The organism is Thermogutta sp. (assembly GCF_039793925.1).
Classification (GTDB): Bacteria; Planctomycetota; Planctomycetia; order Pirellulales; family Thermoguttaceae; genus Thermogutta.
Window position 1 is genome coordinate 56,538 of sequence record NZ_JBAMME010000003.1, and the last position, 14,144, is coordinate 70,681.

Annotated in this window: 8 protein-coding genes; 7 read left to right on the plus strand and 1 reads right to left on the minus strand. The window is 53.9% G+C overall.

The genetic code is table 11. From position 1 onward, the window contains the following. Nucleotides 1–376: 376 nt before the first annotated feature. The 4 genes from ABJK56_RS00230 to ABJK56_RS00245 all read left to right on the plus strand — a co-directional run bounded on the left by ABJK56_RS00230 (nt 377) and on the right by ABJK56_RS00245 (nt 7,591). A complete protein-coding gene (locus tag ABJK56_RS00230; protein ID WP_347242654.1) occupies nt 377–2,356 on the plus strand; it encodes a hypothetical protein in 1,980 nt (659 codons plus the stop codon). After that, nucleotides 2,340–3,431 carry a hypothetical protein gene (locus tag ABJK56_RS00235; RefSeq protein ID WP_347242655.1) on the plus strand — a complete coding sequence of 364 codons (1,092 nt, stop codon included), beginning with the start codon at nt 2,340–2,342 and terminating at the stop codon, nt 3,429–3,431. Before ABJK56_RS00230 ends, ABJK56_RS00235 begins: the two co-directional genes overlap by 17 nt. 531 nt (nt 3,432–3,962) lie before the next feature. Next, nucleotides 3,963–6,110: a hypothetical protein gene (locus ABJK56_RS00240; protein ID WP_347242657.1), complete on the plus strand. Its 2,148-nt coding sequence runs from the start codon at nt 3,963–3,965 to the stop codon at nt 6,108–6,110. Beyond that, complete coding sequence (locus tag ABJK56_RS00245; RefSeq protein WP_347242658.1) at nt 6,098–7,591, plus strand: hypothetical protein; 1,494 nt, start codon at nt 6,098–6,100, stop codon at nt 7,589–7,591. Before ABJK56_RS00240 ends, ABJK56_RS00245 begins: the two co-directional genes overlap by 13 nt. 23 nt (nt 7,592–7,614) lie before the next feature. On the opposite strand, the gene cmr1 is transcribed toward ABJK56_RS00245, so the two are convergent. Continuing rightward, complete coding sequence (cmr1, locus tag ABJK56_RS00250; RefSeq protein WP_347242659.1) at nt 7,615–8,268, minus strand: type III-B CRISPR module RAMP protein Cmr1; 654 nt, start codon at nt 8,266–8,268, stop codon at nt 7,615–7,617. 620 nt (nt 8,269–8,888) lie between these two features. Here cmr1 and ABJK56_RS00255 point away from each other — a divergent pair. The 3 genes from ABJK56_RS00255 to ABJK56_RS00265 all read left to right on the plus strand — a co-directional run bounded on the left by ABJK56_RS00255 (nt 8,889) and on the right by ABJK56_RS00265 (nt 14,012). Further along, complete coding sequence (locus tag ABJK56_RS00255; RefSeq protein WP_347242660.1) at nt 8,889–10,565, plus strand: L-lactate permease; 1,677 nt, start codon at nt 8,889–8,891, stop codon at nt 10,563–10,565. Between the two features lie 1,199 nt (nt 10,566–11,764). Further along, nucleotides 11,765–13,753, plus strand: a complete 1,989-nt coding sequence (locus ABJK56_RS00260) for a hypothetical protein (protein WP_347242661.1) — start codon at nt 11,765–11,767, stop codon at nt 13,751–13,753. Further along, a complete protein-coding gene (locus ABJK56_RS00265; protein ID WP_347242662.1) occupies nt 13,746–14,012 on the plus strand; it encodes a hypothetical protein in 267 nt (88 codons plus the stop codon). The genes ABJK56_RS00260 and ABJK56_RS00265 overlap by 8 nt, the downstream gene beginning before the upstream one ends. Nucleotides 14,013–14,144: the final 132 nt, after the last annotated feature.

Genomic DNA, 14,144 nt, shown 5'->3' on the forward strand with positions numbered 1-14,144 from the left:
GTTCGGAGGGAACCCGGACACCCAAGAATCGGGCCATTGCCAGCAGAAGCTTCCACTCCAGAGAGGGAGCGAGCTACACGAGCTGCTCGATCACTTCCACGGGCATGTCCTTCGTACCCGGTTAATCTGGCTGCCTTTGGGGAGGGAGTCAAAAGGATTTCGGGTGGTGACTTCTCTTTGTGTGCCGCTTCGCGACGAGCCAACGGTGATCTGCGGTTTAAGCAGCTTGCAAGATTGAGTTGGGTGAATATACTTTGCTTTGCATTGCATGTGCTGACGCAGATTTTTCGCTGCGCTGTGGGGCAGCGAAAGCTAGCGACCTATTTAATGCCTCGTTTAGCAGCAATTCTCGGGGCCTATCGGATGGGGTTGAACCATGAAGCGTGCGAATGCCCCTCTTTGGAGATCATCGCCCATTGCGGATTCGTGCGGCTCTTCATCATCGGGCGGCGGGGCAGCAACAGGGGCGAGACGACGCACTCACGGTGTAGCCATCTTCCTGTCGCTTTTCGTCTTCATCGGATCTAGCTGCGGATCGCCCAGTGAGTCGTCGAACCTGAACCCTAGTCGAGAAGAGCCCTTAACAAATGCCAAACAACTGCTGGAAAGTGCCTCTCTTTCTGGCGAACTCGCAGAAAAGCTGGTAACAACTAATGCTCGTCTCTTGACCTTCCTGTATGAAGAGGATCCTCAGTCATATCACGAGGTGCTGGTCCTATGGGCAAGACTCGGCTCGCACCCTGAGCTCCATCCCCAGCTTTCTATCTATCCGGAAGCGGCGAGCCTCGCTGCTGGCGTTTTAGACGTCGATCCGTTAGGCGCTGCAAAGATTGTTGAAAGTTTACCTACCGATGAGAGGCAGCGCGATGTCGTGTATTCCATGTATACCTTTTTCCCCGAACCCCAGGGTGCGCTGCTCATTGCCCAGAGGCTCCGGCATTCTGGGAGTATTATGGTTGACCTGTGGTTAGAAGGCCAAGTTTACATCCTTCCCTATTTAATTCGATTTTCGGGTCCTGAAGCGGAGGCTGCCGAAGAAGTATATCTCCAATGGGTGGATAGCGTCTTCTCACACGCTCTTCGGTCGTCTCAATCGGAGCGGTCGCGAAATCTCGATAACAGCCTGGCACTCGTGGTATGTCACAGCGATGCGATAAAGCGCACTCTCCTTTCGGAAGTTCAATTTCGGGAAGCATTTCTTACCAAATATTGGCCGCGTTTTCAGGCTCTTTTGATGCGAAAGCTCGCGAGTGCAACAAATTCCGATCAACGGGAACTTATTTGGGCCGAATACACAGGGCATCCAAGTGTCTGGCAATTTATTCACGAATTTGCGAGCAAGACTTCGGAAGACGCTGCCTTTCAAACGTTCGAAAGATACGGTTGTGTAGCCGTTGATCTATGGTTCACACCAGAATTCAGAGAGAATGCAGTTCGAGAAAAACTCATCGAAGTCTTGAAGGCAGCGGATGATCAAGTTCTGGGGGCCTTAGCCGCTTCCACTCTGCGTTCTGAACCACTCTTTTTTCAATTGATTAAAAGAAACCTCCCATCTGGAACGTTAGGCACGGCGCTAGCCGTACTCGGGTCAAATGCCGATAACCCGCGCGAAATCCAAAGATTGCTGGACTATTGGTCGCGACTGTCAGATCAAGCCTTAGTTGAGGAACTTGGCTCTGAGCCGGGCGGGCCGGTCACTTGGATTCCCGGTTATCAAGTCTACTACGTTCTCCACAAGCAAGCTCAGGGACGAGAAATATCCGCGTTCGACATGATCGCGGCGGTGCTAGATGCAGCGAGCTTTGTGCCAATCGGAGCAGGATCCTCAAAACTCATCACAATTTCTGGCAACAGGGCGAGAGCGGCTGTGGTCGAGGGCGTTGCTAACGCCACTCTGAAAAAGGCGATCATGGAGACTGCGGAACAAACAGCTGAAAAAGAAGTCACCAGAGCCCTTCCCACGGCAATTATGAGAGAAACTTTTTCAGTTGCTCGGAGTGACATCACTAGTGGGGTTCGTCTTGCCTTCCAAACGTTCAAGCGCCTCGGGGTCGGACGGGAAATGTTTCGCGAATTAACTGGCCTGGAGCCCCGAATCTTTATGCGGCGCGATCGGTATGTGTTTCTGAATTATGGCGCTATCGTAGATCCTCACTCGCCTTTTGGCAGGTTTCTCCACGAAACTGCGATGAATGCAGGCGCCGACATCGCGCTTTCCACTCCGGCCGGTCAAACCGCTATGAAAGAGATTACTCAGCACGCTCGCGATGCGTGGCGCCAATACCTTTCAGCAACATGGTTGGCAGTTGGGCTGAGGAAAAATGTTGAAGAGGGTAATCATGGCGAACACCGGTGAAAACTTCAAAAACCGCGCTCGCTGTTTTCAAATCTCGTCTCGAAAATTGAGACGACTATCCTCGTTCTTGTCTATAGGTATGGGAATTGTGCTAGCAGCGAGTATTTCGCCAGAGGCTTGGGGTGATAGCTGGCGAACGATATCTCGAATTGTTCGTGAAGCAGCGGAAGTGGGAGATGAGATCCCTCTCCGCCAGCTGGATGAACTGAAGCCGTTATCGAGACGGGGCCGTTTTGTCGAGGAAACCCTAGAACGGAAAGTGGGCAAGAAGATCGTGGGGAGCGTGGATGAGGCCCGGCATTTGGAGACCCTCTGGGGAGAGCTGCTCGGGCCGGGGCAAAAACAACTCTTTCGGGAAATTAAATCGCTGCCAATACCAGAACAACGTTTGGCATATCTGTTGTCAGTTGGAGGGAGGGAAGTAAAACAAGCCATCCCCGACGTTGGTATGCGAGCAAACCTGATCCGCCGAGGAGGACCGGATACCTTGCTGACTCTCGGACGTTACCCCGATTTGGCAGAAGATGCCCTGCGATTTGATCTGGCGGTGAAGAATGGACGTATTGTGCCACCACCGGGTACTCCGGCAGTTGAAATGGCTGATTTTGGCCGTTTTTTCGTGCAAACTGGTGAGCGCGGGCATTATTTCTGGAATAAGTACGTTCGGCCGCACTGGAAACTGTGGGTCGGGGGCTGTGCTCTGGCCGCCATCATGCTCGCTCCAGACGAGTACTTGGACGAGATAGGCAATCTGACCAAAGCTGGCTTCGCCAAGTTAACGAGGTTTGCAAGCAAGAGTCTTCTCCAAGCGATCGAGGGGGCCACTCAGGGAACAATTCAGGGCACCGGCGAGGGACTGAAAGGAGTCATCGAGTCCGCGTGGCGCAGCTTTGCAGGCACTTTTTTAACCGGGTGGTCGGGACCAGTGGCCCTACTGTGTGTGGTTGCAGCCGTCATCCTGTTTGTGAAGCCTCTGCGATACCTGATCGTGCATTTGCCTGGGAAAGTGTATCGCTTGTTTTTTGCCAAGAACAAAGCAAGACTAGGTGACCTTGGCGCGAAGAGGGAGGATTAGGCTGTGGCTCGAGATCACCGCAAGCTCTATCGTTTTGCCCTTTATGGACGATCGGGTTCTGGTAAGTCGTGTTTATTAGGGGCACTCGCCATAGCGGGAGAGAGTATCGGCGTTAATGGTCAACTTTACACATGCGAGCGTCTCCCGTACGAAGGCCCAGGGAGTAATGACGGGGCATTCTCCAGTTCCGGGTCCCAAGCAACTCAGGAGGATAGGTCACTTGAAAATGGAAAGCGATGGATGGACGAGGTGATTGGGGCGCTGGAACAAAACCGGCTTCCCCCTGGCACGCCTCCGACTCTTGATCCACCGCCCGCTGTGGACTTCCGCATCGGGGATCCGGAATCCGGCGAACTCCTTGCGAGGATAATCGACTACTCCGGAGAACTCATCAATCCCGATGCCGAGTCAGATCCGGAGTCTTTTACTGTTAGGCTCAAAAAAATACTCGCTGAATGTGACGGCCTTCTTATCATCGCAGAGGCCCCGCGACAAAATGAGCCAGGGACTCTTACCAAGGAGTTACGACTTTTGCGGGAGGCTTTCCATTCGCTGCGTCAGGTTATCAAGGATCCAATCACAACCCCGGTCGGCGTTCTCATCACGAAATGGGACCGGTATTCAGCAATCGATTTCGACAGCCCTCAGAACGAATGTGAGCAACTCGAGAAGTTCCTCCGCGAGAAACGAGAGTACTCTTCTTTAGTTCACTCCGTTCGATCTACAATTGTTTTCGAGCAAGAGGGGGTGGAAGACGGCGATTCTCCTGCCGCTACCGATAGCGGAACGGAGAATCTCCGTGGTCTTGCCGAGAACATTGCTGTACCCCATGGGGTACGGCCAAATTACATACTTCCGAGCAGTGGTCAGGTAGAACCAATAGAACATTTTCTGGTCGCTCCGGTTAGTGCTTTCGGTCAGTCAACGAGCGCAAATGGAAAAGACTTGCCGGCAGGAAGCCTTCGCCCGTTTAACGCTCTTCAGCCCCTTGTGTGGCTCGCAAAGCGCCGTGACGAGCTCGATCTTCGTGCGTTTGAAAAACAGTGGACTCGACTGAAAAATTGGTTTTGGCTGCCCGGGTGGTTTGTTTGGCCCGGTGTCCGAAAATTTCGTGACAAAGTACAGCGACTTGGATTGCGTATGGCAAAAGGTTCGCCATTCCGCAGACAATACTCAGGATTGCGACGCGGTGTGGCGCTGCTCATCAGCCTCTCGGCCGTGCTCTCGCTGGTGTATTTGACGGTTGTCGGAGATGGAATCGTCTCCGCCTGGCATGTGCGAGAGTTTTGGCTTGCCAAACAATCACTTGACAATGCGACGAGCACTGTTGAGGCACTCTTCGCTCACCGCGAACGTTTGAACTCCTGGCCGAAACGCCTTTACACGGGATTTTTAACACAATTTTTTGTTACTGAAGAATCTCGCCAGGAAACCGTTGAAAATCTTGACAAGCAAATGGATAACATTCTCTACACGCAATTCCAGCCGGCTCCAGGGGAAGTTGAAAAGATCAAATTAGCGAAAGACTATCTCAAGTACCTCCCAAATGGTCCGCATGCCGAAGAAATCCGAAACTTTATCGACAGGATCAACTGGGAAAATCGCGTGCGAGAGAATGAGGAGGCATTGGCTAAACTTATAAGAGAGTGGCCTAAAAATGCAATCGGCGACAAAGTCAAAGAATACAAAAAAAGTGTTGATGGATTTCAATGGCCTCATTCAGACGCTGCACCCCGTGAGCTACAAGAAAAGTTAGCTAACTTTCGAGCAGAAGTGGAGAAGTGGTATTGGACGCAGACTTTCACTGAATTGAGAAAGAACGTCGGGGACCTCGTGGAGGCCGGTCAATTTTCTCAGGCTGTCCACGAGCTGTTCGCTATTTCGCCGGAACATCGGTCGAACGAGTGGGCGAACATTGCGGAGAAAGTGGCTAGTGAGATACCGACAGCTCTTGAGAATATCATTCGTAGTCTGGTTTCCAAAGGAAGTTATGGGGAAGCTCTGAAACACTCTCACAGCGCCGAGCAAGCCCTCAAGGACCTGGAAAATGCAACGCGTGTCAATCAAAAGTCAGTGGCGGAAAAAGCTCTGGCGGGCGTCCAAAAGATCACCCGCATACGTGATTACATCAATGAAGACTACGACAAAGTTCTTTACCGTATCGTTCAAGAAAGTCGAACGCGCAAAGCCTGTGAAGATTACTTGCAATACGCACCGCTCAAGACGATGGCACAGCACGTGCAGGCCTATCTGGATTATCTCCAAAAGATCGAGATGCCGATGTCACTGACTGTCGGTGTCGCAATCATTTGGGACCCAGATTATAAACCAGACGACGTGGCTATTCCGGGAGAAAATTATATCACGGTCATCGTAAATGAGGACAAAGTTCTGCGCAAAGGCCCCTATGGAGAAAACGAAGGTACATCTAAAATTGGAACTTTTTCATTGCAGGCCGATAAAGGGGCTGAAACGTCGTGGCACTTCGTCATCTCTATATTAGAGGTGGACGTGTTCTTTGACGATTTCGGGGGTCATGGAGAAAAGGATATTTCGGCCAGAGAACTGAGCACTGGGGTGGAAATTCCCCTGCGCGGCGCAGGATTTGAAAATAAAGCACATCTTAAAATTCTTGAAGGTTGGCCACCCGAACCGGAGTTACCGCAGTGGATTCGCTGAAGTGTGTTTTGTTCGGTTTGACTCCCCGTGGCGGGCCGAAGAACCACGTCTTTATCTTTCCTGCGGGCCTGCAAAAGGAGGCGAGTGCTCTCGCTCAGCGCAGATCCGGGGAAGTGGAAAGACTTCTTTCAGAACGGCCCGAGCATGAGTGGCGCGGTGGAGTCATCGAGGGTGACCTGGCCGTCGTGGCGGACGTTGTCGTGCAACCGAGTACTGGTCGCCCTGGAAAGGAATGGCTCTGCCTGATTTCGCCCGGACTCGACCGAGCGAGTGACGGGGAAAAAGACAATATCCTTAAGTGGCTGCGTCAAAAATTCGTTGACATGCAACACCTCGTGCAGAACTACGAGTGGAATACCATCAGAGGTGAAAGTATCGCGTTGCCCGACCTGAAAAAATGGCAGGGTGAAGCTCAGAAGTTCTTCCCTGGAGACGTCGTTCTGGAATTTGCTTCGGCAAAAGATACCTCACGGCGGCGAGTTTGTGGGAGAGTACTCATGTTGGCTGTGGGTTTCGGTGTCGCTGTGCTCCTTGCTTTTCAATTTGGACCAGGAAGGCATGTTTGGCATCCCTGGGCACCAGGGCCTCTAGTGGAACCGCAACCACGATTCCAGAAGCTTATTCAAACGCTCGGATTGCCCCAGGCGGCTGAACCTAAGGACATCGCAGAGAAGCTTTCGCCTGTACTCGTGACGGAGAGACAGGATGACCGGAGCCCCGAAGACAGGATCCGAGAGGTCTTGCAGCTGATCGATGAGAAGGTCAATAAGAGCCCGGCCGGTGTAAGGAATTCTTCTGTTGACGAACTGGCAGGGTATCCTTCCATTCTCAGTCCACTAGGGGATCTCTTTCCCGCGAGTAACGGGCACAACTTTGATCCTCTGGGCCTCATTCGTTCGGGAGATAAGAAGCTTCGTGATCTCGCGAGATGGGCAGAGGGGACCGATTATCAGCAGCTTAATCAGTTTTTGCGGGCACTGAGCAATTTACAAGACATTCCTTCCGATGAAAAGACACAAGTCACTAATGATTTGAGGTTATACCCACCGCAGGGTTTTCGTCAATCGGACATGGAACGATTGTCCGACCTATTTCAACTCGTTGATAACCCGAAACTTCGCTCACTATGTCAAGACGATTCACGACGGCGTTTTTTTGTTCGTGAAGACTTGGAAGGGCTGAGCCTGGCTCAGCAGGCCACCGCTTTGCTTGCAGACCTTTGCCAGCTTGGTGAGACAAAATCTTTTCGAGAATTTCAAGCCTCCTGGCTGAGGGCCTCCAACGGTCCAATCCGGAATCTGGTACAAGTCGCCAAAGATCTAGCGACTCGTGCCAGTCATCCCAAATTAGGCGAGGCATGGAGCCGATTGGGAAACTTTTTCCAAGAGATCACATCCGTTTGCAACAATCAGGCGCAAGGCAAAACGTTTCAGTCAGGCATCCTACTACGGAGTACGAAGGTATTTCCAGTTGAAAAATGAAACGCCACTCCTTGGCCGAATCATTAAGCTCGCGTAACCCAGATCCCCTGCGATGCCTGCCGTGAGCGCCGCAGCTGTGAAGCGATTGTGGCCGTGAAAGTCTTTGGTGAAGCGCTTGTGCACATAGCGGAGCTGTCGCAGTCCACCGCCAGCGCTGTGAAGCGAGCGACGTCCGCAAGCCCCGATTTCAAAGCTTTCATCCAGTATTTGTCGACGCGCGCTTCGGTGCCGCAAGAGCCGTCGACACTTTTAATCATTTCAGCGAAGTAGAATTTGCGTTTGTAGCCCTGTTTCTCCTGACACCTTTGGAGCACGGCGTTGAGCTCATCGAGATGGTCTTTGCGAACGAACAACAGACCGGTCGAGAGCCAGCGTTTGTTTGCGTCGCTTTCGTCATGGAAGACAGAATATTCAGTTGTTCGTTCCACTGGTCTGCGCCAGAGATCTCGTTGCATGCCCAACGCTCCGCGGAACGCCTCATGCAGAACGCACGCCTTCCGGCCGAGACCGCGCACCAACACCTCAAACCACCAGCGCAGCGAGCCCATGATGCCGGTAGGAATGACCCGTCCACCCTGTTGTTCTACATCGCCCGTCCATACACGGGTGATAGCTTTGAGTTTCCACTCTCTCGGGTTTATACCCCATTCTCCTTTCATGGCTTCACCCCTCGTCACCCCGCCTCCCGGGGCACTGCCCAACACGACGTATTTCTCTCCGACGAGTCCTCTTCCCACAAGAGACCACACCCCCGAAGCAACGGCACACCCACTATTAATTCAGAAGAAATTCTCGAAGCAATAAGGCTTCCGCGACCCCAAACCCTGTCCCCTGTAGCATTCCCACGCCTCGCCAATCTTGCGATACAACGCCTTTTGCTCCTCGCTGAGCGCCTTTCGACCCCGTTTCTGGCGACTTCGAGCCCGTGCCCAGGGTGATAGTTGAAATCCCAATACTCCCGGACACGGTGCCGACAGCATGCCGGTGGCACCAGGATAGTTTCATGAGACAAGCAACAGGCTGCGAGATGTCTACCGTCGCTCGTGGGCACTGGATCGGTAGACGGGATTTTGCAGAAAACTTTGGAGGCAGAAAAGAATCGGGCCTGAATGACTCGAAAATGTCGGGCAACTGCCCGATGTTCACCACAACGAACCGACACGACGAACCGGAATTCGCCTGACTACCTTGTTGAGCAAGGCCCCATCCTTTGGGTACGATGGCATCTCTTGCAGCAACACTGGGGGATTTCTGATCCCGCACAATCGCAGACCTTTCTCAAGGAAAGGGAGTACAGATGTCGGCTGCGCTTCTGGCAATGTTCCCATTGTTGCTGGTGTTCGTTCTTCTCGTGGGCTGGCAATGGCCCGCACGGCGGACCATGCCGCTGTGTTACCTTACCACTTTGTTGATTGGACTACTTTATTGGCAGATGACCTGGTCACGGATCCTTGCGGCGACAGTGGAGGGGCTGATCATCGCGGTGATGCTTCTGTACATCATTTTTGGGGCGCTGCTTCTCTTGGCGATGTTGAAGCATTCGGGGGCGGTTTCGGCGATTCGTGACGGCTTTTACAAGATTTCACCGGATCGTCGCATTCAGGCGTTGATCGTCGGTTGGGCCTTCGGCAGCTTCATCGAGGGTGCTGCGGGATTTGGAACTCCGGCGGCTGTTGCCGGCCCGCTCCTGGTCATTCTGGGATTTCCACCGCTTGCGGCAGCGACCGCCTCGGTGACGATCCAGAGCACCCCCGTTTCCTTTGGCGCAGTGGGAACGCCCATTTTGGTCGGCGTCAATAAGGGACTTCAGGACCAACCGGCGGTGCTCAAGTATCTAGCGGACCACGCCTTGACAAGCGGTTTGACTGAAGCGGCGGCCTACGAACAGCTACTCTTCGAGATCGGCCGTCGCGCCGCGGTGCTTCATGGGGTGATCGGCCTGGTCATGCCGTTTTTCGTCGTTTGCCTGTTGACTCGCTTTTTTGGCGCTCGGCGATCATGGTGGGAAGGCCTCGGCGTGTGGAAGTTCTGCCTATTCTCGGGCCTTGCCTTCTGCGTTCCTTACGTGATCTTTGCCTGGACGCTGGGACCCAAATTTCCCTCACTTCTCGGCGGTCCTGTGGCCCTGATCTTGACGACATTGGCCGCCCGCGCCGGCTGGTTTCAACCGAAGACCCCTTGGGACTTTGCCGAGACGGTCTCTCCCAATCCGGGACATGCCACAGCAGAGGAAGCGGCGATGCCTTCCTGGACACTGGGCATCCGCATGGCCTGGCTTCCTTACGCCGTTGTTGCGGGCCTGCTCGTCCTCGAACAATGGAGTCCCATCAAGAACTTTTTGACGCAGGCAAACTGGGAATGGACCATCAGCTCGGCCGAGGTGGCCAGTCAGGCAATTGTCGCACGCTGGAATGTCCTCACATCACCAGGGACGGCTTTTCTCCTGGCCGCCTTGTTCACAGTCGTGGTATTCGCGATCCCGCGTCAGCGAATCCAAGACGCATGTTTTGAAGCATGGCAAAAGACGCTGGCCGCGGCTCTGGCCCTCATTTTTGCCGTCCCCGCTGTGCGGATTTTCATTCAATCCAACGTCAACGAGGCTGGCCTGGCCGGTATGCCGCAGGAGCTTGCCCAGGCCGTCTCGCAGTGTGTTGGGCAGGTCTGGCCCGCCTTTGCCGCGGGAATCGGCGCCCTGGGGGCATTCATCGCCGGGAGCAACACCATCAGCAACATGACGTTCGCCCTGTTTCAATTTGAAGTCGCCCTCAAGACGGCCCTGGACCCGCTCTGGACCGTTGCTCTCCAGGTGGTCGGTGGCGCAGCAGGAAACATGGTGTGTGTCCACAATGTCGTCGCTGCCGCGGCAACCGTGGGCCTCGTCGGCCAGGAGGGAAACATCATCCGCAAGACGGTCGTCCCAACGGTCTATTACCTCCTTGCCGCAGGCTTGCTGGGCCTTGCGCTCTGCCACTAAAAATTTGGCCCCCCGCGATGAGATGTCACGTTCTTAGGGTAAATGCTCCTGCCGCCCCCAAACAGAACTTGCGATCCCACAGCACCCCCCGGCGGCGCAAAATTTGGCATACCGGACGACGAAACACAATGGCTGCCGTCATCGTGTGACCACCGCTGGGACGGAAAACCGGCCCCATCTGCAACTACGAACCGGTCATCCGCAACGAAGAATCCCTCAACCGCCTTCGCGAATATATGACCGCCAATCCCGGTCGGGGCAATCCATAGCGGATGGTCCGTGGGGCGATTCATGAATCGCCCGGAGTGATGGTGTTCTGCGTACTACGTGGAATCCCGCTAGAAGCGACTCATAGAAGGCCCCTACCATTGCTTATGATTCTCACATGCCCTAGCACCGGAGGGATGGGGTATTTGACGCGGCCGGAGGGACCTGCTTGTCAGGTCCGATAACGAACAATGAATCCTCCCTCACCGAAGAACAAGCCCTTGGAGACTGAGCTAGGAATAAAGCCACCACACAAAGTGTGTGAACGCGGCGAGTGCCAAGCTGACGCAGATTATGAGAAATGCAAGCGGGACACAGCATCCCAGCGCCCTACCAACTTTCCGCTGTCGCCCTGATCGCGTGAGGGGTATGCCCAGTTTCCGCGAAATCCGGGCCTTCATGCCGGAAATTCCCAAAGCCCGTTTCCAAGAGAAAGAAAGGCCCGGGATGCCCTTTCTGCGGCGTGCCATGATATAAGCCCTCCTATTCCCATGCCTTGTAAGACAGCCCCGCTATTAATCTGTGTTCGCTGACTTAGTGTAGCAAGTAAACCGATTATTCACAAGCTGCAAACCGATGGACTCTCCCAGCCTCGGTATTATCGTTATGCCGGTTCAGTAACGCCCAATTTTTTCGCAAGTTCGACCCTCGGCGGGGTTTCGGTGCTACTTATGTGACAAGGGTTCGCCCATTTCTCCCAATTCGCCCGGCACTGGATAGTCGGCCCAAGAAGTTTGGCCGCCCATAACATTCCGCCCAGTAAGTGAATCATTTAAATCGACCGCCTTCTTGACGGAGTGATTCTGTGTAAGCTAAAAGCACCTTGACAACCGGTCTTCCGAACATAATCTAAAGACCGCAGAAAGAATATTGACGTCTTGAAGTGCCAGCAAGGCGTGCCGGTTGCGCTTCAGCCAAGTGAGGAATTTTCAATGAGAGTACCGCTTCTGATCATCAACTTCGTCGTTATGGGGTTGATCCTAAGAGTCGCTGAGGCCCGCCAGGGAACACTCGCTGACACAACCCGGGACGGCCCCGAGAGAGAGCTCGGTATCAGACCATGGCCAGTTGAAGACAGGTTCAAGAATCCTTGGCCTGAGGATTGGGAGAACGACTGGCGAGCCCGTGCACGCTTTATTCTTACTTCTCAAGCCGCTATAAAAATAGATCGGATCAACACTTTTTTCGAGAACGAAAAGCGTACCTATGGCTACTTAATGGCGCAGGTTCTCGCGGGCAACGCCGACGCTCTCAAACTGCTTCAGCAAGAGGATGTTCAGGCCAAAACGTGGCACCAGCATACCGCTGGGATCGATTATTTTGCATGCTTCACATTAAAGCACCAGATACGAAAATACTTCTATTTCGGCCATTTACTTGACCCAACGTATAAAAAACGGATGTTCGATGGGGCAAAACTGTGGACGGAGCAAGATCCGATGCACCGTCCGCACCCAGCGTTCAAGGGTCCCGGACCAGGCTACACGCCGGAGGTCGTCAACAGTTGGGTCGATACCCGAAACACTGAAAACCTATTTCTGATGCGGGAAACCTCAGTCTATCTGATGGCCGAAGAAACAGGGAATTACGAGACACGACAGCTGTACAAAGACCATCTTCTCACTTATGCCAAATCACTCTACCGGGTAGGAATGGGTGAGTGGGATTCGGAGAACTATCTCGGCCACTCAATCGCGCCGCTGCTCAACTTGTACGACTTTGCAAAGGATCCGGAAGTGAAAATGGCGGCCAAGCTGGCTCTAGACTATATAATGACGGCTGGCGCTCTCAAGTACTACCGTGGGGCGTTCAACGGCCCAAGCAAGAGAGACTATAACCATCCTCAGCCATTTGGTGGCAGTGCCGCGGCAATGCTGTGGGTTTATTTCGGCGACACCCCAACAATGAACACACGTTGGGAGTCAGATGAGGTGCATATCCTTACGAGTAGCTATCGACCACCGGCTGCAGTAGTGAAACTAGCCCGTAAACAATTCGACAGGCCGACGGAGGTGTTTGCCTCGAAAGCCGCCTATCACGCTCCGCAGAGAGGAGATTGGAAAACGCCACCCGAGAATCTGGAAACGCTCTACTTCGGTCATACCTTCCAAGTCGGATCGCTGGTGGGAGGAACACAAGAACCTGACGTGAACGGTTTCAAGGTGTTGGTATGGGACGAAGAGCGAGGGGCAGTGGCGCTTCAATGCGTGCCCGGCCCTGACCCACAGTTCGTGGGTTCCCCTCAGTACCAACCTGGAAAACTAGCCGGGCCCAACCGGGTGGCCCAAAACAGAAATCTCCTCGTTTGGTTGGTCAACAGGGGGGATGCACCTTGGCTGTGGGTAATCCCCCAAGCGATCAAAGTGGAGACAAGCGGAGGGGTGACATTCTTTCGGGCACGGCGGACATGGATCGCCATACATCCTCTCAACCTTGAGCCATTCACCCCAAGCCAGGAGATGACATTGCGGCTCACGGCGCCTCCGGCCGATAAATCACTGTGGGCAGGACATCAGGTCGTTACGGCCACCGGCAAGGGTGGAAACTATTGTGGCTTTGCCTTAGAGATCGGAGAAGAGCAGACCCATGGGAACTACGAGGCGTTCAAAAGGGCGATCCTCTCGAAAGCCAAAGTGAGTGTCGCTGAACTCAACGACGGCGTGGCGGGCTACACCGGCTCGGATGGGCATACGGTGCAGTTGGCATTCGGGCTGACCCCGGCCGACACGAAAATCTGGCGCGACGGAACCTTGCATGACCTGGCTGAACACGCCCAGTTCGTTGATCGAGAGGCGGGAAAAGGAGAGGACGGGCTGGTGTATCTGCGGTGGGGAGGTGGAACACTGCACGTGAACGCTGGAGGGGCTCGGTTCGTCGCGACCATTGACGAAACTGGAAAAGCGAGCTTCCGAAATGAATGATCCGGTTCGCATCCTTCCGCATTTGACTCACCCGGCCGAGGATGCGATATTGCCTGAGAGACTACACAACAACCGCGAGCGGCAAAGTCTTATCCGATGGCCTCGCGAAGAAGACAGATTCGTCGCCAGCAAAAGTCAGCCGATTATTCTCCAAATTTCAGAACAGGCAGCATTGTCCGCAGCGGTATCGCCGGCGGCTCATTCTACCTCCCTGGCCGACACGGGTAGCGAACCTGATGAGCTCGGCGAGAAGAAATAAATGATCCATCACCGTAAAGCGGACCTGACAAGCTGCTCCCTTCGAAGATACGAACCCGACAAGCACGTCTCTTCAAGTGACGTTTCGGAGTGGCATGCTCGTTGCGCCCGCTCAACCTGGTTGTGTCTGCTG

Excerpts from the sequence above, each read along its gene's own strand:
- ABJK56_RS00235 (WP_347242655.1), top strand. The coding sequence starts at position 2,340 with ATGGCGAACACCGGTGAAAACTTCAAAAACCGCGCTCGCTGTTTTCAA.
- ABJK56_RS00255 (WP_347242660.1), top strand. The coding sequence starts at position 8,889 with ATGTCGGCTGCGCTTCTGGCAATGTTCCCATTGTTGCTGGTGTTCGTT.
- ABJK56_RS00265 (WP_347242662.1), top strand. The coding sequence starts at position 13,746 with ATGAATGATCCGGTTCGCATCCTTCCGCATTTGACTCACCCGGCCGAG.
- ABJK56_RS00230 (WP_347242654.1), top strand. The coding sequence starts at position 377 with ATGAAGCGTGCGAATGCCCCTCTTTGGAGATCATCGCCCATTGCGGAT.
- ABJK56_RS00260 (WP_347242661.1), top strand. The coding sequence starts at position 11,765 with ATGAGAGTACCGCTTCTGATCATCAACTTCGTCGTTATGGGGTTGATC.